Genomic DNA, 19,991 nt, shown 5'->3' with positions numbered 1-19,991 from the left:
TCACGCCGCGACCGGTGGTCGTGTCCACCGGCCCCGCGGCGGCCAGGGGCGGGCCTCATCCCCGGCGCAGATCCCGGACCCGGCGGATCTTGCCCACCGAGCGCTCCAGGGTCTCCGGATCGACCACGCACACCTCGACGCTGATGCCGACCGAGTCCTTCACGCCCTTGGTGATCGTCCGGGCGGCCGCCTCGCGCTGCTCCGGGCCGGCCCCGGGGCGGGCCTCGATGTGGACCGTCATGTGGTCCATGCGGCCGCGCTGGGTCAACTGGATCTGGAAGTGCGGGGCGACGTCGGGCACGCGCAGCACGACCTCCTCGATCTGGCTCGGGAAGACGTTCACACCCCGCAGGATGATCATGTCGTCGCTGCGGCCGGTGATCTTCTCGATACGGCGGAAGGCGGGCCGAGCGGTGCCGGGCAGCAGGCGGGTGAGGTCACGCGTGCGGTAGCGGATGATCGGCAGGGCTTCCTTCGTCAGCGAGGTGAACACCAGCTCGCCGCTCTCGCCGTCGGGCAGCACCTCACCGGTGATCGGGTCGACGACCTCGGGACGGAAGTGGTCCTCCCAGACGTGCAGTCCGTCCTTGGTCTCCACGCACTCCTGCGCCACACCCGGGCCCATGACCTCCGACAGTCCGTAGATGTCGACGGCGTGGATGTCCATGCGCTCCTCTATTTCGCGGCGCATCGCCTCCGTCCAGGGCTCGGCGCCGAAGATGCCGACCTTGAGGGAGCTGGTGCGCGGGTCCACGCCCTGCCGCTCGAACTCGTCGAGCAGGGTCAGCATGTAGGAGGGCGTGACCATGATGATCTCGGGCTCGAAGTCCCGGATGATCTGCACCTGGCGCGCGGTCATGCCGCCGGAGGCGGGGATCACGGTGCATCCGGCGCGCTCGGCACCGTAGTGCGCGCCGAGGCCGCCGGTGAACAGGCCGTAGCCGTAGGAGATGTGGACCTTGTGGCCCCGCCGGCCGCCCGCGGCGCGGATGGAGCGGGCGATGAGGTCGGCCCAGGTCGACAGGTCGTTCTCGGTGTAGCCGACCACGGTGGGGCGGCCGGTGGTGCCGCTGGAGGCGTGGATGCGCCGGACCTCGGACATGGGGACGGCGAACATGCCGAAGGGGTAGGTCTCGCGCAGGTCGGCCTTGGTGGTGAAGGGGAAGCGGGCCAGGTCCTCGAGGGAGCGGCAGTCGTCGGGGGTCACGCCGGCCTCGTCGAACTTCTTGCGGTAGAGCTCGACGTTGTCGTAGGCGTGGCGGAGGGTCGCGCGGAGCCGGCTGAGCTGCACATCACGGAGCTGCTCTCGGGTCATGCGCTCGCCGCTGTCCAGCAGCTCGTCCGGGAGCGGCTGTCCCAGCCGGGGCCCCTGATCCACCGGGGCCGTCACTTCGCTGCTCATTGCGACTCCTTCGTCTTCTCGCTTCGTAGGCTGCGGCTACGCCCGCGGAATTCCGCGATCACCTCGTCGCCCGCCCGTCTCCCGCCACCACCCTCGACGGACCGCGCTTCGCGCGGGCCGTCGTTGATACGCCGCACGCTCACGTCGTAGATCCCGCTGCGCCCGTACCGGGTGCGCTCGCAGGCCGTCGCCACGAGGACGTCGCCCTCATGGGCCGGGGCGATGAAGACGATGTCGGCCGCCGCCGCGACCGTCACAGGTCCGTGGCTGTTGCAGGCGCAGGCGAACGCGGTGTCGGCGAGCAGGAAGAGATAGCCGCCGTGGGCGATCCGATGCCCGTTGACCATCGCCGGCGTCACGGTCATCCGCACCTCGGCGGTCCCTTCGCCGTGGTGCGTCAGCTCGATGCCGAGATTCCGGGAAGCCTGGTCCGCGGCGAACATCGTCTCGACCGGACCGGGTTCGACGTCAGTGGCCTGCGTCACGTTTTCCACCACCTTGTGTACCGACCGAACATTCGGTTAGCGTCGGCAAAGCCAAGTAATCAAGCATCACCACTGCCTGTCAAGAGGTGGACCGCATGCCCCACACCACTCCCGAGCCCGTCGACTTCTTCGCCCGCCACCGTGAGCTGCTGGAGGCGGCGGTCGCGGCCACCGAGAGCCGCGACCACTGGACTCCGTACCCGGAGTCGCCCAGCAAGTCGGTGTACGGCGAGGAGGCCCCGAAGCTCGGTGAGGCCGCTTTCCGGGACCAGTTGGGCAAGCCGTTCGCGCTGCCCGGGCACCCCGGGGAGGGGACCGTTCGGGCCGCCGAGACCTCCCCCTACGGCTTCGGCCTCGGCATCGGCTACCCCCGGGTCTCGCCCGAGGAGGCGGTGGCCGCGGCCAAGGCCGCCACGGGCCCCTGGCGCGACGCGGGCCCCGATGTACGCGCCGGTGTCGCCGCCGAGATCCTGGCCCGGCTGAACGCGGCCAGTTTCGAGAACGCGCACGCCGTGCAGCACACCACCGGACAGGCCTTCGTCATGGCGTTCCAGGCGGGTGGCCCGCACGCGCAGGACCGCGGCCTGGAAGCCGTCGCCTACGCCTGGGCGGAGCAGAAGCGGCACCCGCGCTCGGCGCGCTGGACCAAGCCCCAGCGCAAGGGCGGGGCGCTGGTGATGGACAAGAAGTTCACGCCGGTCGGACGCGGTGTCTCCCTGCTGATCGCCTGCAACACCTTCCCCACCTGGAACGGCTATCCGGGCCTGTTCGCCAGCCTGGTCACCGGCAACCCCGTGGTGATCAAGCCGCACCCGGGCGCCGTGCTGCCGCTGGCGCTCACCGTGCGCACCGCCCGCGAGGTCCTCGCCGAGGCCGGCTTCGACCCCGATCTCGTGATCCTCGCCGCCGAGGAGCCCGGCGAGCGCACCGCGGGCTCCCTCGCGCTCCACCCGGACGTCCGCATCATCGACTTCACCGGCTCCACGGAGTTCGGCGACTGGCTGGAGACCAACGCCCGCCAGGCCGCCGTGTACACCGAGAAGGCGGGCCTGAACACGGTCGTCCTGGACTCCACCGACGACTACCGCGGGCTGCTGCGCAATCTCGCCTTCTCGCTGTCCCTGTACAGCGGCCAGATGTGCACCACCCCGCAGAACCTGCTGATCCCCCGCGCCGGCATCACCACCGACCAGGGCGTCAGGACCGCCGACGAGTTCGCCGCGGACCTGGGCGCCGCGCTGGACAAGCTGCTCGGCGACCCGGACCGGGCGGCCGGCACGCTCGGCGCCATCGTCAACGACGGCGTGCTCGACCGACTGGAGAAGGCGGCGGCACTGGGCACCACGGTGCACGCCTCGCAGCCGGTGGAGCACCCCGAGCACCCGGAGGCCACCGTCCGCACGCCGCTGGTGGCGCGCCTGGACGCGGGGCCGGACGAGGAGACGTACACCCGCGAGTGGTTCGGGCCCGTCTCCTTCGTGATCGCCACCGACTCCACCGAGCACAGCCTGCGGATCTTCCGTGAGACGGTGCGCGCCCACGGCGCGCTGACCGCCGCCGTGCACTCCACGAGCGAAGAGGTCCTCGCCGCCGCCGAGTCGGCGGCCCTGGAGGCGGGAGTGCACCTGTCGGAGAACCTCACCGGCCAGGTCTTCGTCAACCAGTCCGCCGCGTTCAGCGACTTCCACGGCAGCGCCGCCAACCCCGCGGCCAGCGCCACCCTGTCCGACCCCGCGTTCGTCACCGGTCGTTTCGCGACGCTCCAGTCGCGCCGCCCCGTCGCCATCGAGGAGAGCACCCATGCCTGACGAGGTCTATCTGATCGACGGGGCCCGCACCCCTCAGGGCCGCTACGGCGGCGCCCTGGCCTCCGTACGCCCGGACGACCTGGCGGCGCTGGTGGTCGGTGAGGCCGTGCGCCGCGCCGCGATCCCGGCCGAGGCCGTGGACGAGGTGATCCTGGGCGCGGCCAACCAGGCGGGCGAGGACAACCGCGACGTGGCGCGGATGGCCGTCCTGCTCGCCGGGCTCCCGCACACCGTGCCCGGCTACACCGTCAACCGGCTGTGCGCCTCGGGCCTGACCGCGGTCGCCTCGGCGGCCCAGGCGATCCGGTCCGGCGAGGCCGACCTCGTCGTGGCGGGCGGCGTGGAGTCGATGACCCGCGCCCCGTGGGTGATGGAGAAGCCGGGCACCCCGTGGGCCAAGCCGGGCGAGCTGCACGACACCTCGCTGGGCTGGCGCTTCACCAACCCGCGCTTCGCCGCCGCCGACCGCGCGGTGCCCGCCGGGGCGGGCCCGGAGACGGTGAGGACGACCCTGTCGATGGGTGAGACGGCCGAGGAGGTCGCCGCCCTCGACGGCATCACCCGTGCCGACTCCGACGCCTTCGCGCTGCGCAGCCACCGGCGGGCCGTCGCCGCCCAGGAGGCCGGGCACTTCGACCGCGAGATCGTCCCGGTCCCGGTGAAGGACGGCCTGGTGGAGCGCGACGAGGGGCCGCGCCCGTCGACGACGCTGGAGAAGCTGGGCTCCCTGCGCACCATCTTCCGCAAGGACGGCATCGTCACCGCGGGTTCGGCCTCCCCGCTGTCCGACGGGGCGGCGGCCCTGGTCGTGGCGAGCGCGGCGGCCGTCGACCGGTACGGGCTCACCCCGCGCGCCCGTGTCGTCACCTCCGCCTCGGCCGGCGTGCAGCCCAACCTCATGGGCCTGGGCCCGGTTCCCGCCACGCAGAAGGCGCTGGGCCGGGCCGGCTGGCAGACCGCCGACCTGGACGCCGTCGAGCTCAACGAGGCCTTCGCCGCGCAAGCGCTGGCCGTCGTACGCCGGCTCAAGCTCGACGAGGACAGGGTCAACGCCGACGGCGGCGCCATCGCGCTCGGCCACCCGCTGGGCTGCTCGGGCGCCCGCATCCTGCTCACGCTGCTCGGCCGCCTGGAGCGCGAGGACGCCCGCCGGGGCCTGGCGACGCTGTGCGTGGGCGTGGGACAGGGCGTGGCGATGCTGGTGGAGCGGGTATGAGCCGGGACGCGTACGAGACGCTGCTCGTCGAGGAGCGCGGGGACCGGGTCGTGGTGACCCTGCACCGCCCCGAGGCGCGCAACGCGATCAGCGGGCTCATGATCCGTGAACTGCACGCGGTGTGCGACCTGTTGGAGGACGATCCGAAGCTGCTGCTGCTCACCGGCCACGGCAACGTGTTCGCGGGCGGCGCGGACATCGCGGAGCTGCTGCGGCGGGGCCGGGACGAGGCGCTTCAGGGAATCAACAGCCGACTGTTCGAGCGGGTGCGCAGGCTGCCCATGCCGACCGTGGCCGCCGTCGACGGCTGGGCGCTGGGCGGCGGGGCGGAGCTGTCCTACGCCTGCGACATCCGTATCGCGGGACCCGACGCCGTCTTCGGCAATCCGGAGCCGGGGCTCGGCATCCTGGCGGCGGCCGGGGCGTGCTGGCGGCTCCCGGAGCTGGTCGGCGAGTCGGTCGCCAAGCAGGTGCTGCTCGCCGGGCGGAACCTGGACGCCCGGGCCGCCCTGGCCGCGGGTCTGGTCATCGACGTCGTACCGGCGGAGAAGCTGCTGGACGAGGCGCACGCGCTGCTGGACCGCATGGCGCGGTCCTCGGCCGCCGCGCTGCGTCTGACGAAGCTCGTCGTCGACGCGCCGGGCGCGCACCCGGTCGCCGACGACCTGGCGCAGGCCGTGCTCTTCGAGGGACAGGACAAGCAGGACCGCATGACGCGTTTCCTGGAGAAGACGAACAGGAGCAAGGCATGAGCAGTCCGACCGTGCCCGCCGTCGTCGGGGTGATCGGCGGTGGCCGGATGGGTGCCGGTATCGCGCAGTCGTTCGCGGCCGCCGGCTCGTCGGTGACCGTCGTGGAGAGCGGCGCGCGGGCCGCGGCCGCCGCCGTGGACCGGATCGCCACCGGGCTGCGGCGGGCCGCCGAGCGCGGCCGCCTGGCCGAGCCCGCCGAGCAGGTGCTCGCCCGGGTCACGACCGCCGAGTCCGTGGACGGGCTGGCGCCGGGCACCGGGCTGGTCGTCGAGGCCGTGCCCGAGAACGCGGCGCTGAAGGCCGGGCTGCTCGCCGCGGCCGAGGCGGCGGTGGACGACGCGACCGTGCTGGCCACCAACACCAGCTCCTTGTCGGTCACCGAACTGGCCGCGGCGCTGAAGGTGCCGGGCCGCTTCCTGGGCATGCACTTCTTCAACCCCGTGCCCGCCTCCGAACTGATCGAGATCGTCGTGGCGCCGGAGACCTCGCCCGAGGTCGTACGGGCCGCCCTGGACTGGACCCGGGCGCTGGGCAAGAAGGACGTCGTCGTCAAGGACTCCCCCGGCTTCGCCAGCAGCCGTCTCGGCCTGGCGCTCGGCCTGGAGGCGATCCGCATGGTCGAGGAGGGGGTGGCGGAGCCGGAGGCGATCGACGACGCGATGAGCCTCGGCTACAAGCACCCCATGGGACCACTGCGCCTGACCGACCTGGTCGGGCTCGACGTCCGCCTGGCCATCGCCGAGTACCTGCACGCCACGCTCGGGGAGCGGTTCGCCCCGCCGCAGCTGCTGCGCGACAAGGTCGCCCGGGGCGAACTGGGCCGCAAGTCGGGACAGGGGTTCTACACATGGCAGTGATCCCGCCCGAAGCGGCCTCGCCCGACGCGGCGGGGCAGGGGGTCGGCTACCGCGTCGAGGACGGCGTCGCGGTCGTCGAACTGCGCAGGCCCGCAGCGGGCAACGCGCTCGACGCGGCCCTGCGGTCCGGGCTGCTGGCCGCCGTCCGCCGGGTGGCCGGCGACGGGGACGGCGAGCCGGTGCGCGCGGTGCTGCTGACCGCCCAGGGCCGGAACTTCTGCGTCGGACAGGACCTCAAGGAGCACGCCGAGGCCCTGGAGCGCGACCCGGCGTCGGCGTTCGCCGTGGTGCGCGCCGAGTACAACCCGCTGGTGGAAGCGCTGCACGCGCTGCCTGTGCCGGTGGTCGTGGCGGTGGAGGGCGCGTGCGTCGGGGCCGGACTGGGTCTCGCGCTGTGCGCCGATGTGCGGGTGGCGTCGGACGGCGCGCGCTTCTCGACCGCGTTCACCGGGATCGGGCTGGCCGCGGACAGCGGTCTGAGCCTGTCGCTGGCCCAGGCGGTCGGCCCGTCGCGTGCCGCCGCCCTCATGCTGCTCGGCGACCGCTTCGACGCCGGGGACGCACAGCTTTGGGGGCTGGTGCACCGGGTCGTGCCCGACGGGCAGGCGGCGGCCGAGGGGCTGGCGCTGGCCCGGCGGCTGGCGGCGGGGCCCACCGCCGCTTACGGCGAGGTCAAGTCGCTGCTGCGGTACGCGGCGGCCGGGGCGGGGCTGAGCGCGGTACTGGAGCGTGAGGCGGCGGCCCAGGAGCGCCTCGGCGCCACCGACGACCACCGGGGGGCCGTGCGGTCCTTCCTCGCCAAGGAGAAGCCGTCCTTCGAGGGCCGCTGAGCAGAAGGCAGCTGAGCAGAAGGCCGCCGAAGCGAGGGCCGCCGCACGCGGTGGCGGCCCTCGCACCGCCCGGCGGCCTTGTGCGGTCGGGCGATCCCGGATTCAGGGGTTGCCGGGGCCGGGAAAATTCGACAGACTATTACCCGAACGAATGGTCGGTAGGGAAGCTGGTATCGATGACCACGTCACACGGCGCAGTGTCGAGCGGCGACTGCGCGGAGCAGCGGCTCCAGGAGCAGTTCGACGCGACGATCGCGAAGGACCAGCGGATCGAGCCCCGGGACTGGATGCCCGAGGGCTACCGCAAGACGCTGATCCGGCAGATCGCGCAGCACGCCCACTCGGAGATCATCGGGATGCAGCCCGAGGGTGAATGGATCACCAGGGCCCCTTCGCTGCGCCGCAAGGCCATCCTCCTCGCGAAGGTCCAGGACGAGGCCGGGCACGGCCTGTACCTGTACTCGGCGGCCGAGACCCTGGGCGCCGACCGCGCGGACCTCACCGACCGCCTCATCGAGGGCCGGCAGAAGTACTCGTCGATCTTCAACTACCCGACGCCGACCTTCGCGGACGTCGGCGTGATCGGCTGGTTCGTCGACGGCGCGGCGATCTGCAACCAGGTGCCGCTGTGCCGCAGTTCGTACGGCCCCTACGCCCGCTCCATGGTGCGGATCTGCAAGGAGGAGTCGTTCCACCAGCGGCAGGGCTACGAGCTGCTGATGACGATGATGCGCGGCACCGACGCCCAGCGCGAGATGGTGCAGGACTCGGTGAACCGCTGGTGGTGGCCGTCCCTGATGATGTTCGGGCCGCCCGACGGCGACTCCCCCAACTCCGCGGCCTCGATGGCCTGGAAGATCAAGCGGCACAGCAATGACGAACTGCGCCAGCGCTTCGTCGACATGACCGTCCCGCAGGCCGCCAAGCTGGGCGTCACCCTGCCCGACCCCGAGCTGCGCTGGAACGAGGAGCGCGGCCGGCACGACTTCGGCACCCCCGACTGGTCCGAGCTCAAGCGCGTGATCAGCGGCGACGGGCCGTGCAACGAGGAACGTGTGGCACGGCGGAAGGCCGCGCACGAGGACGGTGCCTGGGTGCGTGAGGCGGCGTCCGCGCACGCGGCCAAGCAGGCCGCCCGGTCCGGGGCCACCCGGGATGCCATGAACAACGAGGAAGGAACGGCGGCATGAGCAACACCGAGGGGACGAAGGGCAGCTGGCCGCTGTACGAGGTGTTCGTCCGCGGCAAGCGCGGCCTGAACCACGTGCACGTCGGCTCGCTGCACGCGGCCGACGACGCCATGGCGCTCACCCACGCCCGCGACCTGTACACCCGGCGCAACGAGGGCGTGAGCATCTGGGTGGTGCTCTCGGAGCACATAGCCGCCTCCACCCGCGACGAGAAGGACCCCTTCTTCGCGCCCAGCGCCGACAAGGTCTACCGGCACCCCACCTTCTACGACATCCCCGACGATGTCCCGCACATCTAGGAGCAGGACGGACATGAGCGACGTCACCGACGACCACGTCTACCTGTCCCTGGCCGAGGACCACGGGGAGTCGGACGCCCGCTGGGCCTTCGGCACCGGTTTCGAGGACCCGCTGCACGGCGTCGACACCACCGTGCCGGACACGGTCGAGCCCGCCGCGCTGGCCGCGTACTGCCTCGCCCTCGGCGACGACGCCCTGGTCGGCGCGCAGCGCCTGGCCCAGTGGTGCACCCGGGCCCCGGAGCTGGAGGAGGAGGTCGCCCTGGCCAACATCGGCCTCGACCTGCTCGGCCAGGCACGGCTGCTGTACGCACGCGCCGGCCAGGTCGACGGCACCGGCCGGGACGAGGACGCCTACGCCTACTTCCGGGACGCGGCGGACTTCCGCAACGTCCGGCTCGCCGAACTCCCCAACGGGGACTTCGCGTTCTCCGTCACCCGGCTGCTGGTCCTGTCCTGCTGGCGCCTGGCCGTCTTCCAGCGGCTCGCCGCCACCACGCAGGACCCGGTCCTGAAGGCGATCGCCGCCAAGGGCGTCAACGAGCTCGCCTACCACCGGCAGTTCGCGGCGGACTGGGCGGTGCGCCTGGGCGACGGCACGGAGGAGTCCCACCGGCGGATGCGGGCGGCGCTCGCCGCCGTCGCCCCGTACACGGCCGAACTCTTCGCGCCGCGACCGGGCTTCGGCGTCGACCCGGCGGACGTGCGGGAGGAGACGGCGGCCGTGCTCGGGCAGGTCCTCGACGCCGCCGGGCTGGAATTGCCCGAGGCCGAGGCGCTGCCCGGTCAGGGCAGGGAAGGCGACCACACCGAGCATCTGGCCCCGCTGCTGGAGGAGTTGCAGAGCGTGGCCCGCGCGCACCCGGAGGCGACATGGTGACCGCACTGGATGAGCGGCGTGCGCGGCACGTGGCCGAGCAGGTCCCGGACCCGGAGCTGCCCATGCTCACCCTGGCCGACCTCGGCGTGCTGCGCACCGTCGAGCTGCGGCCGGACGGCACGGTGGTCGCCGGGCTGACCCCCACCTACTCCGGCTGTCCCGCGATGGCGGAGATGCGCGCCGACGTGGCCGCGCGGCTGCGTGCGGCCGGTTTCGCGCAGGTGGAGATCCGTACCGTCCTCGACCCGCCGTGGACGACGGACTGGATCACGGCCGAGGGCCGGCGCAAGCTCACCGAGGCGGGCATCGCGCCTCCCGGCAGCGCGCCCCGGCGCGCCGGCGGCCCCGTGCCGCTGGAGCTGTCCGTCATCCGGCGCGCGGTGGCGTGCCCCCGCTGCGGGTCGTCGGACACCGAGGAGACGTCCCGCTTCGCCGCCACCTCCTGCAAGGCACTGTGGCGCTGCCGCAGCTGTCTCGAGCCGTTCGAGTACGTCAAGGAGATCTGATGGCCCCGACCACCACGACGACGGAGACCGACGTGTCCGCCGCCCCCGCGCGGCGCCGCCGTCCGGCCTTCCACCCGCTGCGGGTCGCCGCGGTGCAGCCGCTGTGCGCGGACGCGGTCGCCGTCAGCTTCGACGTACCCGAGGAGCTGGCGCAGGAGTTCGCCTACCGGCCCGGCCAGTCGCTCACGCTGCGCCGCGAGATCGACGGGCGCGACGAGCGCCGGTCGTACTCCATCTGCTCCCCCGTCGGCGCCCGCCCCCGTATCGGCGTGCGCGTGGTGCCCGGCGGCCTGTTCTCCTCCTGGCTGGTGGAGGAGGTCCGCTCCGGCGACACCGTCGAGGTGATGGCCCCCACCGGCGCCTTCACCCCCGACCTCGCCGAACCGGGCCACCATGTCCTGATCGCCGCCGGCTCCGGCATCACCCCGATGATGTCCATCGCCGAGTCCGTGCTGGCCGCCGACTCCCGCTCCCGGGTCACCCTCTTCTACGGCAACCGCCGTACCGACACGGTGATGTTCGCCGACGAGCTCGCCGACCTGAAGGACCTCTACCCCACCCGCTTCCAGCTCGGGCACGTCCTGTCCCGCGAACCGCGCGAGGCCGAACTCCTCTCGGGGCGCCTGGACGCCGAGCGCCTGGCCGCGCTCATCGACGGGCTCGTCGACGTGAAGGGCGCGGACCACTGGTGGCTGTGCGGCCCGCACGGCATGGTCCGCGACGCGCAGAAGCTGCTCGGGGACCTCGGCGTCCCGGCGGACCGCGTCCACCAGGAACTGTTCTTCGCCGACGACGAGCCGATCCGCGCGGTCCGCCACGAGGACGCCACGGGCGACGGCCCGGTCAGCCAGGTCACCATCACGCTCGACGGCCGCTCCACCACGTCCCCGCTCTCCCGCGAGACGACGATCCTGGACGGGGCGACACGGGTACGCCCGGACATGCCCTTCGCCTGCAAGGGCGGCGTGTGCGGCACCTGCCGCGCCCTGGTCACCGACGGCGAGGCCGACATGCGCCGCAACTACGCGCTGGAGCCCTCCGAGGTCGACGCCGGCTATGTGCTGACCTGCCAGACGTTCCCCGTGTCCGACTCCCTGACCGTCGACTTCGACAGCTGAGAGCCACCTGAGTGTCGTGGGCGGCGCCGGGGCGCGGTGGCGGCCGCCTACCGGCCGGGCGCCGTACGCGTTCGAACTCGTCGGCGCGGCGGCCGCGATGCTCTTGGTGAGGCCCGCCCTCCACGCCGGAACCCGGCATCCGGGGGCAGTCGCAGCGCGCTCCGCTCCTCACTCCCCCGGAGTGGGCAGGGCCTCACTCACCGCCCGGTGAACGGCGCGCGCCAGGCGGGCGCCCCACAGTGAGCGTGGTCCGGCGAAGGTGTGGAGCTCGTCGCCGGCGCCCGGGGTACGGGCGGCCACGCACACGGCGTCGGTGGGGGTGCCGGAGCAGTCGTAGCCCGCCTCCAGCAGCGCCTGGACCTTGGCCTCGGTCGCGGTGACCACGGCGTTGACCAGTGCGGCGTCCGACAGGGCAGCCGGGAGCGCGGCGACGACGTTGATGGTGCCGGGCGCGTTCGGGCCGGTCGTTCCCGCGGCCGGGGAAGCGGCCCAACCGCGCACCCGGACGCCCGCGGTGGCGACCGCGGTGGCGCCGCCGTCGCCCGCGCTGCCGTGAGCCGCGATGTCGGCGGCGGTCATCAGGCCCACTCCCGGGCCGTGCAGGCCTGCCGCGTCGGCCAGCTCGGCGAGGTGGCGTTCGGGGTCGGTGCGCCGATAGCCGTGGGCCACCTGCGCGTTGAGGACCCAGCCGCGCACTCCGATGCCGCCGCCGAGCACGGCGTTGCTGATCATCCGCCACCCCGGGCCGGCGTGCCACAGCAGCGCGGGCAGCCGCAGCCCGTCCTCGGTACGGGTCAGCCACCGCGGGGCCGGCAGAGCGGCAGCCGTGGACGGCGCGACGACGGAGGTCACGGGCTCGGCACTCCTTGCTGACGGAACGGGCCCGCTGATGCTACGCGGAGAGGCCCGGGCCCACCGGGCCGGGTCCCGCTGCCCGCCCGCACTCTCGCGGCGGCCGGTCAGAACTTCGGCAGCGGGGCCTGACTCTCGACCAGTTCCGCGGCCTCCTCCGGGGTCGCGACGGACGGTGGGGAGCCGTCCAGCGGTCGGCGGGCCGTTTCCTTCATGCACGCCACCGAGATCACGCCGACGAGCGCCGCGGCCATGGAGTAGTACGCGGGCATCAGGTCGCTGCCCGTGACCGAGATCAGCGCGGTGATCACCAGAGGGGTCGTCCCGCCGAAGAGGGAGGCGGAGAGGTTGTAGCCGATGGACAGCGAGCCGTAGCGCACCTGGGTGGGGAACAGGGCGGGCAGCGCCGCGGACATCGTCCCGAGCAGGCACACCAGCGACAGCCCCAGCATCAGCATCCCCGCGGACACCGCGACCAGGCTGCCCTGCTCGACCAGCAGGAACGCCGGGACGGAGAGCAGCAGGAAGCCGAGCATGCCGGTCATCAGGACCGGTTTCCGGCCGAGCCGGTCGGACAGCTTGCCGACCTGGTTGATCAGCAGCATCAGCACGACCATGGTGGCGATGAGGATCAGCAGGCCGTGCGTCTCGGAGTACCCCATCCGGTCCGACAGGTAGGTCGGCATGTACGACAGCAGCATGTAGTCGGTGATGTTGTAGGCGCCGACCAGGCAGACGCACAGGATGAGCGTCGGCCAGTGGTTCCGGAAGATCTTCGCCACGTCTCCCCTGGCGGTCGCCTCCACGGTGGAGGCCGCCTCAAACGCCCGGTGCACGGAGTCGTCCTCCAGCTTCCGGAACGCGGGCGTCTCGTCCAGTCGCAGCCGCAGGTACAGGCCGATCAGCCCGATCGGGCCGGCGACGAGGAAGGGTACGCGCCAGCCCCAGGAGTCCATGCCACCGTTGCCGAGCAGCGCGGTCAGGAGCGTCACCAGGCCGGCCGCACCGACGTAGCCGGCCAGCGTGCCCAGTTCGAGGAAGCTCCCGAAGAAGCCTCGCCGCCGGTCCGGCGCGTACTCGGCGATGAACGTGGACGCGCCTCCGTACTCGCCGCCCGTGGAGAAGCCCTGCACCAGCCGGAAGAGGATCAGCAGGACCGGGGCCCAGAAGCCGATGGTGGCGTAGGAGGGGATCAGGCCGATGGCGAACGTGCCGAGGGCCATCATGATCATGGTCAGGGCGAGGACCTTCTTACGGCCGATCTTGTCGCCCATCGGGCCGAAGACCATGCCGCCCAGGGGCCGCACCAGGAAGGACACCGCGAAGGTCGCGAACGACGACAGCAGCTGGACGGTGCCGTTCCCGGACGGGAAGAACACGTGCCCGATGGTGACCGCCAGGTAGCTGTAGATGCCGAAGTCGAACCACTCCATGGCGTTGCCGAGCGAGGCGGCCTTCACGGCCCGCTGCACGGCGGCCTCGTCGGTGACGGTGATGTCGGTGCGCCGCAGTGGAGGGTTCCGGCGCCGTCTGACGGCCCTGAACAGCGTGCGGTGGCGTTTGAGAGCCTCGGGATCGGCATCCGCCGCGGCGGCGCCGGCTTCCTTGTCCACCATCTGGGTCTTCTCCTCTCTCCCGGGCGTCTCCTGGGCGCGCAGACGTCCATGGGTCCGCTTGCTCACTCATGTCGGCAGCAAACGGTTCACCCGGGAGAGAGCGACATTCCCCACACGGGCACCGGGTGTGCCCGCGAGCGGCCGTCCCGGGATCAGTGCAGACCGATGTGGACCGGGCCTCCGGTGGGTGAGACGTCGACGAGCAGGCCGGCCGGGACGCGGAAGACGCGGCCGGGGGCGGCCGGCCAGGCGAGGGTGCGGCGGGCGAGGGTTCGTCCGTCCTGGCGGACGGTCACCTTGGGGAAGCGGACGAACTCGTCGGTCCACAGCAGCAGGCGCCCCCGGGCGGGTGCGGGGTCGTTCGGCCGCAGGATCTGCGGGGCGACCCAGCGGAAGGGTGCGTCGGCGATCAGCCGGACGCCCTCGGCCGGCCGGTCCTCGCCGTTCAGGTGGTGGACGACCTGCTGGGCGACGTGCCTGCCGTCGAGGGCGGCGACGTCGGCGGTGTCGACGGGGTGCAGCAGATTGCCGGCGGCGAAGACGCCGGGGCGGCTGGTGCGCAGCGCCGTGTCGGTGAGCGGGCCGAGGGTGCCTTCGTCGAGGGCGAGGCCGGCGGAGCGGGCGAGTTCGTGGTCGGGGATCCAGTCGCCGGTGAAGACGACGGTGTCGCAGGCGACCGTGCGGCGCCGGCCGGTGTCGAGGTGCTCGATCTCCACGGCCTGGCAGCGGCCCTTGCCGATGACGCGGGTGACGCGGGTGCGGGTGGCGACGGGGACGCGCAGCACGGTGCGTCCGGCCGCGTTGAAGGCGGCGTAGGACTCCGCCTTCTGGTACTGGCTGACCATGAGGGCGGGGGTGCAGCCGGCCTCGCGCAGGGTGACGGCCGCGGACCAGCTGACGAGTTCGCCGCCGACGATGACGGCCCGCTTGCCGACGGGCTGGTGGTGCAGATGGACGAGGTTCTGCAACTGGCCGGTGGTGTAGACGCCGTGGGGGCGGTCGCCGGGGATGCGGCGTGCGGTGCGGGGCCGTTCGCGGGCGCCGGTGGCCAGCACGATGGCCCGCGGCCGGATGCGGTAGCGGCCGTCGGGGCTGGTGACGTCGACGGTGTCCTCGTCGGCCCAGCCGGTGACCATGGTGCGGGTGCGGATCTCCGCTCCGGCCAGGGTGGCCTGCCGCACGAGGTGGCGGGCGTAGGCGGGTCCGGTCATCACGCGGCGCAGGTCGCGCAGGCCGTAGCCGGTGTGGTCGCTGTGCCGGGGGATGCCGCCGGCGTCCTGCTCCCGGTCGACGACGAGGACACGGCCGGCCCGGCGTCCGGCCAGTTCGGCCGCGGCGGTCAGGCCCGCGGGGCCGCCGCCGATGATGAGGACGTCGGGCGTGGTCAGGGGCGGCTGGTGGGTCATCGGTTGTCCTTGTGCTGGCTGTGGCAGCCGTCGTCTGTGTGGTGCTTCTCGCGCAGGGCGGCGACGGCCGCGCCGCAGAAGAAGCCCTGGCAGCGGCCGTTCATCGCGCGGGTGCGGCGGCGCAGGCCCTCCAGGCTGCGGGCGGGTACCGGGGCGTGGCAGGCGTCGCGGATCTCGCCCTCGGTGACCCGTTCGCAGAAGCAGACGATGCTGCCGTAGGCGGGGTCGCGGGCGATGAGGCCGGCGTCCTGGTAGGGGCGCTGGGTGGCTTCGCCGATGTTGGGCATCCGCGGCGGCTCGGGCAGGTCGGCGCGCGGGCGCAGGGCCAGGCCGGCCTCCTCCAGCAGGGTGCGGGCGTGTTCGGCGATGGCGATGCCGGCGGTCAGACCGGTGGAGCGGATCCCGCCGACGAGGAGGTAGCGCTGCCGGGGGGTGGCTTCGATGAGGTAGTCGGGGTGGTCGATCGCGGCGCGCAGCCCGGCGTAGCTGGCGGTGACCTCCTCGGCCAGCAGGCGCGGCATGAGGCGTTCGCCCTTGGTGAGCAGGAAGTCGAAGCCGTCCTCGGAGGTGGCGGTGTCGGTTCGGTCGGTGAGGTCCTCGGCGGTGGGGCCGAGCATGACGTTGCCGTAGATGGTCGGGGAGATCAGTACGCCCTTGCCCCGGGAGGTGGGCACCGGGAGCACGATCTTGTTCACCATGGGGCGGGTGAGCTTGTCGAAGACGAAGAGTTCACCGCGGCGGGGGGTGACGGTGAAGCGGTCGTGGCCGAAGAGCCGGTCGACGTGGTCGGCGCCGAGACCGGCGGCGTTCACCACCCAGCGGGCCCGTACGTCACCGGCCGAGGTGTGCAGGGTGGTCGCCTCGACCCCTTCGTCGACGCCGGTCACGGCGTGTTCGAGCAGGATCGTGGTGCCGCGCTGCCGGGCGTCGGTGGCCAGGGCGAGGTTCGTGGTCCAGGTGCAGATGATGGACTCGTCCGGCACGGTCAGCCCGCCCAGGACTCCCTCGCCGAGGTCGGGGATCAGTCGGTAGACGTCGTCGGCGTCGATGATCCGGCAGTGTGTGTAGCCGTTGGCCTCGGCCTTCTCCTTCAGTCCGGGCAGCGCGCCGAGTTCTTCGTCGGTCCAGGCCACCAGGACGGCACCGGTGTGTTCGACGGGGATGCCGGTGGCTTCGGCGTAGGCGCTCAGCAGGTGGTAGCCGCGGGCGACCAGGCGGGATTCGAGCGTGCCGGGTTTTGCGTCGAAGCCGGTGTGCAGGATCGCGGTGTTCGCCTTGCTGGTGGCGTCGCCGACGTCGTCGCGGGCGTCGAGCAGCGCGATGCGGACGTCGTAGCCGGACAGTTCGCGTGCGATCGCCGCGCCGACGATGCCTCCGCCGATCACCGCGACGTCGAAGACGTCGTCGTGGGGGCGGTGCGGGGTGGCGGTCATGAATGGTCTCCCTCGGCGGCGCGGGCCGTCGCGGCCTGCGCCCATGCGGTGCGGAACTCCTCGGCCCGGTCGGCGGACCAGCGGGGTTCGTAAACGGTGGTCGGCTGCCAGTCGCCGACGGCTTCTTCGAGCCCGAGCGCCGGATCGAGGGCGCAGCGGGCCAGTGCGGCCGCCCCCAGGGGGGTGGCGTGGGCGTGGGGGTAGATGTCGACCGGCATCTGCGCGATGTCGGCCTGGGCCTGCATGAGCACGGCGGAGTTGGTCAGTCCGCCGTCCGCGCGCAGCCGGGTCAGGGGCCGGCCGAGGTCCTTGGCGACCAGGGTGCCCAGCTCGGCGACCTGCGCGGCGATTCCCTGGAGCACGGCGAGGACGAGGTGTTCGCGTCGGCTGGCCAGAGTCATTCCGGTGAAGGAGGCGGTGGCCTCCGGCGCCCACCAGGGGGCGGCGAGGCCGGCGAACGCGGGCACGCACAGCACCCCTTCGGCGTCGGCCGCCGCCAGCCTGTCCAGGTCGGTCGCGGACTGGATGAGGCCGAGGTCCTGGAGCCAGCGCACCGCCGAGGCGACGGTGTAGACCTGGCCGTCCACGCAGTACGGCGTCCGTCCGGCCGCCCGCCAGGCCACCGAGGTGGTCAGTCCGGCGCTGGAGCGCACCGGGTTCAGGCCGTTGTTCGCCAGCAGGAACGCGCCGGTGCCGTACGTGCATTTCGCGGTGCCCGGCTCCAGGCACCGCTCCGCGACCAGGGCGGCCTGCTGGTCGACGATCAGCCCGGCCACCGGCAGCTCCTGGCCGAAGGCCCGGGTGGTGCCGACGACCTCGTCGGAGGCGGCGATGCGGGGCAGCCGTTCGCCGCCGAGGCCGAACAGGTCCAGGAGTCCCTCGTCCCAGGCGGCGGTGTCCAGGTCGAGGACGAGTGAGCGGCTCGCGGTGGAGGCGTCGGTGACGAACTCCCCCGTGAGGTGGTGCACCAGCCAGGTGTCGGTGGTCGTCACCACCCCGTCGCGGGTGAGGTTGCGCCGCAGCCAGGCCATCTTGGGCGCGGAGAAGTAAGGGTCGAGGACGAGGCCGGTGCGCCGGGCGACGCTCTCGGCGTGCTCGGCCAGTTCGTCGCAGACGCTCTGCGCGCGCCGGTCCTGCCACACGAGCGCCTGGGTCAGGGGTGTTCCGGTGGCCGGGTCCCAGGCCAGGACCGTCTCGCCCTGGTTGGCGAGGGCCACGCAGGCGATCGGACGGCCGGCCGCGCTCACCGCGCGGCGGCCGGCGTTGAGGACGGAGTCGAGCAGCTCGTGCGGGTTCTGCTCGACCCCGCCGCCGTTCAGATAGGTGGGGCGGACGGTCTCCTCGGCGATGGCGACGGTGCCCTCCTCGGGGTCGACCACGATGGCCTTCGTGCCCGAGGTGCCCTGGTCGATGGCGAGGATCGCGGTCATCGTGCGCTCCCTTCCGCGGCGGCGCCCGCGGACGTGCCGTCGGCGGCGTCCAGGGCGCGGTCGACGTCGACCATGTCCGGCATGGTCAGCCCGTCCCGCCCGCGCCGCATCAGCAGACCGGTGAAGTAGACGGCACCGATCGCGAACAGCACGAGAACATAGGTCCATGGGGCACGGAAGGAAGCATCGCGGAAGATCAGCAGCTCGTACACCAGCCAGACGCCCGCGACGACCAGCACCGGCACTTCCCAGCGGCCCAGCGAGAAGCCCTGGGACGCGGGCAGGGAGCGGCGTTTGATGGCGTACATCGCGACGGTTCCGGCGTAGATGAGGGCGGGCAGCAGGGTTCCGGCGGAGAACAGCTGGAACAGCGCGTCGGTGGAGCGGGAGAAGACCGCGAGGATGATCTGCGCGATGAGCATCATGAACAGCGAGGCGTTCAGGGGCGTGGCGGTGCGCCGGTCGAGACGCCTCAGCAGCCGCCAGCCGGGGAAGCGCTCGTCGCGGGACATCGCGTAGACCAGCCGGGTGCCGCTCAGGGTGATCACCAGTCCGCAGGAGAAGATCGACACGACGACCAGGACCAGCAGGATCTTTCCGACGACCGAGCCGAGCACGGCGGTGATGACGGTGGCCACGGGAGTGGCCGAGGCTCCGACACCGTCGACCCGGCCGGCCGCCGCGGTGACCGCGACCAGGAACAGGAAGCCGAGCACGCCCAGCGAGAGCACGGCCTGGACCATGGCCTTGGGGATGACCCGGGCCGGGTTCTTGGTCTCCTCGGCGAGGTTGGCCGCCGACTCGAAGCCGACGATGGTGAACGCGCCGAGCAGGAACGCCAGGGCGAACGGTCCGGCCGTGGTGCCGCCGCCCAGGGCGTAGTAGCCGCTCTCGGGGACGGTACCGGTGTCGAAGAGGTGCCCGAAGTCGAGCTTGCCGGTGAAGGCGCCCACCGCGAACAGCAGCACGGTCAGGGCGATCATGCCGACGAGCTGCACGGTCACGGCCACGCTGTTGACCCGGTGGGTGGTGCGGGTGGAGGCAGCGACGAGGAGGGCCTGGAGCAGTACGACGCCGGCGGTGATCACCCAGGCGTTCTGCGTGGTGCCGACGTAGCGGAACAGCTCCGGAAGGATGGTGGAGGCGATCGTGTAGTCGACGGCGACCAGGACCACGCCCAGGAAGGCGAACGAGATCCACCCCATGATCCAGCCCCATACCGGGCCCACGATCCGTGACACCCACTGGTACGAGTAGCCGCTGATCGGGATGCGTGCGGCGAGGGCGCCGAAGACCAAGGCGATGGAGAGCTGGCCGATCACGGAGATCGGCCAGGCCCAGATGCCCCGCGGGCCGGAGGTCGCGAGCACCGAGCCGTAGGTGGTGAAGATGCCGGTGGCGATGGAGACGAACCCGAAGGCCACGGAGAACGAGGCGTACCAGCCGAGCTCCCGCGCCATCCGCGGCTTGGGCTCACCCTCGCCCGGGGCGCCTGTTCCTGATCTCCGGGGACCTGATTCTGCGTGTGCCATGACTCTTTTCCCTGCTTCAGAGTGCCCCGCCGTGGAGTGCGAGAGCCAGTGAACGTGAGCAACCGAACTCGGTCGGCTGTGCGGGCACGCCCCGCGCGGGGTCTGCCGGGGCCTGTCCGCTGTGCGGCGGCGGGGCCCGCGATGGTGCGCAGGGCCGTGGCCGAAGCGGTCTCGGCAACCCACCACGTGACCGTTTCTGTGGATCGTTGACCGCGCGTTACCGAAAGTGTGGAGCCTTGCCCGTCTCCCGTCAAGGGTTGTTCACCGCACACAGCGACGGAGGGACCTGAGCGAAGGCCAGGGAGCTTGGCTCGACCCGACACCTGCCGCCCGTAGAATGCAGTCACAGGTCCACAGAAACGGTCACTCGCCCAAGGAG

The 19,991-nt window shown here is 72.5% G+C and carries 18 protein-coding genes; 10 read left to right on the top strand and 8 right to left on the bottom strand.

Annotated elements, in window-relative coordinates; translation table 11 throughout:
* Positions 1–55: 55 nt before the first annotated feature.
* Positions 56–1,402 carry a phenylacetate--CoA ligase PaaK gene (gene paaK / locus ACFY3J_RS21845; protein WP_384181852.1) on the bottom strand — a complete coding sequence of 449 codons (1,347 nt, stop codon included), beginning with the start codon at positions 1,400–1,402 and terminating at the stop codon, positions 56–58.
* Positions 1,399–1,887: a hydroxyphenylacetyl-CoA thioesterase PaaI gene (paaI, locus tag ACFY3J_RS21840; protein ID WP_384181854.1), complete on the bottom strand. Its 489-nt coding sequence runs from the start codon at positions 1,885–1,887 to the stop codon at positions 1,399–1,401. The genes paaK and paaI overlap by 4 nt, the downstream gene beginning before the upstream one ends.
* A 95-nt stretch (positions 1,888–1,982) precedes the next feature.
* Here paaI and paaN point away from each other — a divergent pair, with 95 nt between their 5' ends.
* The 10 genes from paaN (at position 1,983) to paaE (ending at position 11,343) form a co-directional block, all read left to right on the top strand.
* On the top strand, positions 1,983–3,695 hold the full coding sequence (gene paaN, locus ACFY3J_RS21835; protein WP_390841526.1) for a phenylacetic acid degradation protein PaaN: 1,713 nt from the start codon (positions 1,983–1,985) through the stop codon (positions 3,693–3,695).
* Positions 3,688–4,911, top strand: coding sequence for a thiolase family protein (locus ACFY3J_RS21830; RefSeq protein WP_384181858.1), 1,224 nt, complete (start codon positions 3,688–3,690; stop codon positions 4,909–4,911). The genes paaN and ACFY3J_RS21830 overlap by 8 nt, the downstream gene beginning before the upstream one ends.
* Complete coding sequence (locus tag ACFY3J_RS21825) at positions 4,908–5,663, top strand: enoyl-CoA hydratase/isomerase family protein (protein WP_390841525.1); 756 nt, start codon at positions 4,908–4,910, stop codon at positions 5,661–5,663. The genes ACFY3J_RS21830 and ACFY3J_RS21825 overlap by 4 nt, the downstream gene beginning before the upstream one ends.
* Entirely contained in the window at positions 5,660–6,520 is an 861-nt protein-coding gene (locus tag ACFY3J_RS21820; RefSeq protein WP_390841524.1) for a 3-hydroxyacyl-CoA dehydrogenase family protein, read from the top strand. The genes ACFY3J_RS21825 and ACFY3J_RS21820 overlap by 4 nt, the downstream gene beginning before the upstream one ends.
* The gene (locus tag ACFY3J_RS21815) at positions 6,511–7,350 is read left to right on the top strand and encodes an enoyl-CoA hydratase/isomerase family protein (RefSeq protein WP_390841523.1); all 840 of its coding nucleotides are present in this window, start codon (positions 6,511–6,513) and stop codon (positions 7,348–7,350) included. The genes ACFY3J_RS21820 and ACFY3J_RS21815 overlap by 10 nt, the downstream gene beginning before the upstream one ends.
* Positions 7,351–7,526: 176 nt before the next feature.
* Complete coding sequence (gene paaA, locus ACFY3J_RS21810; RefSeq protein WP_384181866.1) at positions 7,527–8,540, top strand: 1,2-phenylacetyl-CoA epoxidase subunit PaaA; 1,014 nt, start codon at positions 7,527–7,529, stop codon at positions 8,538–8,540.
* Positions 8,537–8,839, top strand: coding sequence for a 1,2-phenylacetyl-CoA epoxidase subunit PaaB (paaB, locus tag ACFY3J_RS21805; RefSeq protein WP_384181868.1), 303 nt, complete (start codon positions 8,537–8,539; stop codon positions 8,837–8,839). Before paaA ends, paaB begins: the two co-directional genes overlap by 4 nt.
* A gap of 13 nt (positions 8,840–8,852) precedes the next feature.
* Positions 8,853–9,719 carry a 1,2-phenylacetyl-CoA epoxidase subunit PaaC gene (gene paaC / locus ACFY3J_RS21800; protein ID WP_384181870.1) on the top strand — a complete coding sequence of 289 codons (867 nt, stop codon included), beginning with the start codon at positions 8,853–8,855 and terminating at the stop codon, positions 9,717–9,719.
* Complete coding sequence (gene paaD / locus ACFY3J_RS21795; RefSeq protein ID WP_384181872.1) at positions 9,713–10,225, top strand: 1,2-phenylacetyl-CoA epoxidase subunit PaaD; 513 nt, start codon at positions 9,713–9,715, stop codon at positions 10,223–10,225. The genes paaC and paaD overlap by 7 nt, the downstream gene beginning before the upstream one ends.
* Positions 10,225–11,343 carry a 1,2-phenylacetyl-CoA epoxidase subunit PaaE gene (gene paaE / locus ACFY3J_RS21790; protein WP_390841522.1) on the top strand — a complete coding sequence of 373 codons (1,119 nt, stop codon included), beginning with the start codon at positions 10,225–10,227 and terminating at the stop codon, positions 11,341–11,343. Before paaD ends, paaE begins: the two co-directional genes overlap by 1 nt.
* Before the next feature lie 168 nt (positions 11,344–11,511).
* Here the strand turns inward: paaE and ACFY3J_RS21785 are convergent, their stop codons facing one another.
* The 6 genes from ACFY3J_RS21785 to ACFY3J_RS21760 form a co-directional block, all read right to left on the bottom strand.
* On the bottom strand, positions 11,512–12,195 hold the full coding sequence (locus ACFY3J_RS21785) for an adenosylcobinamide amidohydrolase (RefSeq protein ID WP_384181876.1): 684 nt from the start codon (positions 12,193–12,195) through the stop codon (positions 11,512–11,514).
* Positions 12,196–12,302: 107 nt separating this feature from the next.
* Entirely contained in the window at positions 12,303–13,811 is a 1,509-nt protein-coding gene (gene proP, locus ACFY3J_RS21780) for a glycine betaine/L-proline transporter ProP (RefSeq protein ID WP_384182195.1), read from the bottom strand.
* Positions 13,812–13,963: 152 nt separating this feature from the next.
* Entirely contained in the window at positions 13,964–15,217 is a 1,254-nt protein-coding gene (locus tag ACFY3J_RS21775; protein WP_390841521.1) for an NAD(P)/FAD-dependent oxidoreductase, read from the bottom strand.
* Entirely contained in the window at positions 15,214–16,650 is a 1,437-nt protein-coding gene (locus tag ACFY3J_RS21770) for an NAD(P)/FAD-dependent oxidoreductase (protein ID WP_390841520.1), read from the bottom strand. Before ACFY3J_RS21770 ends, ACFY3J_RS21775 begins: the two co-directional genes overlap by 4 nt.
* Entirely contained in the window at positions 16,647–18,080 is a 1,434-nt protein-coding gene (locus ACFY3J_RS21765) for an FGGY family carbohydrate kinase (protein ID WP_390841519.1), read from the bottom strand. The genes ACFY3J_RS21770 and ACFY3J_RS21765 overlap by 4 nt, the downstream gene beginning before the upstream one ends.
* Entirely contained in the window at positions 18,077–19,612 is a 1,536-nt protein-coding gene (locus ACFY3J_RS21760; RefSeq protein WP_384181884.1) for an APC family permease, read from the bottom strand. Before ACFY3J_RS21760 ends, ACFY3J_RS21765 begins: the two co-directional genes overlap by 4 nt.
* Positions 19,613–19,991 lie beyond the last annotated feature (379 nt).

It is taken from the genome of Streptomyces sp. NPDC001231 (assembly GCF_042896885.1).
Taxonomy (GTDB): Bacteria; Actinomycetota; Actinomycetes; order Streptomycetales; family Streptomycetaceae; genus Streptomyces.
The sequence above is the reverse complement of the archived record's forward strand: the minus strand, read 5'-3'. Positions and strand labels throughout refer to the sequence as shown.

Coding starts and splice junctions, on each gene's coding strand:
- paaK (WP_384181852.1), bottom strand. CDS start 1,402: ATGAGCAGCGAAGTGACGGCCCCGGTGGATCAGGGGCCCCGGCTGGGA.
- paaN (WP_390841526.1), top strand. CDS start 1,983: ATGCCCCACACCACTCCCGAGCCCGTCGACTTCTTCGCCCGCCACCGT.
- ACFY3J_RS21830 (WP_384181858.1), top strand. CDS start 3,688: ATGCCTGACGAGGTCTATCTGATCGACGGGGCCCGCACCCCTCAGGGC.
- ACFY3J_RS21825 (WP_390841525.1), top strand. CDS start 4,908: ATGAGCCGGGACGCGTACGAGACGCTGCTCGTCGAGGAGCGCGGGGAC.
- ACFY3J_RS21820 (WP_390841524.1), top strand. CDS start 5,660: ATGAGCAGTCCGACCGTGCCCGCCGTCGTCGGGGTGATCGGCGGTGGC.
- ACFY3J_RS21815 (WP_390841523.1), top strand. CDS start 6,511: ATGGCAGTGATCCCGCCCGAAGCGGCCTCGCCCGACGCGGCGGGGCAG.
- paaA (WP_384181866.1), top strand. CDS start 7,527: ATGACCACGTCACACGGCGCAGTGTCGAGCGGCGACTGCGCGGAGCAG.
- paaB (WP_384181868.1), top strand. CDS start 8,537: ATGAGCAACACCGAGGGGACGAAGGGCAGCTGGCCGCTGTACGAGGTG.
- paaC (WP_384181870.1), top strand. CDS start 8,853: ATGAGCGACGTCACCGACGACCACGTCTACCTGTCCCTGGCCGAGGAC.
- paaD (WP_384181872.1), top strand. CDS start 9,713: ATGGTGACCGCACTGGATGAGCGGCGTGCGCGGCACGTGGCCGAGCAG.
- paaE (WP_390841522.1), top strand. CDS start 10,225: ATGGCCCCGACCACCACGACGACGGAGACCGACGTGTCCGCCGCCCCC.
- proP (WP_384182195.1), bottom strand. CDS start 13,811: ATGGTGGACAAGGAAGCCGGCGCCGCCGCGGCGGATGCCGATCCCGAG.
- ACFY3J_RS21775 (WP_390841521.1), bottom strand. CDS start 15,217: ATGACCCACCAGCCGCCCCTGACCACGCCCGACGTCCTCATCATCGGC.
- ACFY3J_RS21770 (WP_390841520.1), bottom strand. CDS start 16,650: ATGACCGCCACCCCGCACCGCCCCCACGACGACGTCTTCGACGTCGCG.
- ACFY3J_RS21765 (WP_390841519.1), bottom strand. CDS start 18,080: ATGACCGCGATCCTCGCCATCGACCAGGGCACCTCGGGCACGAAGGCC.
- ACFY3J_RS21760 (WP_384181884.1), bottom strand. CDS start 19,612: ATGGCACACGCAGAATCAGGTCCCCGGAGATCAGGAACAGGCGCCCCG.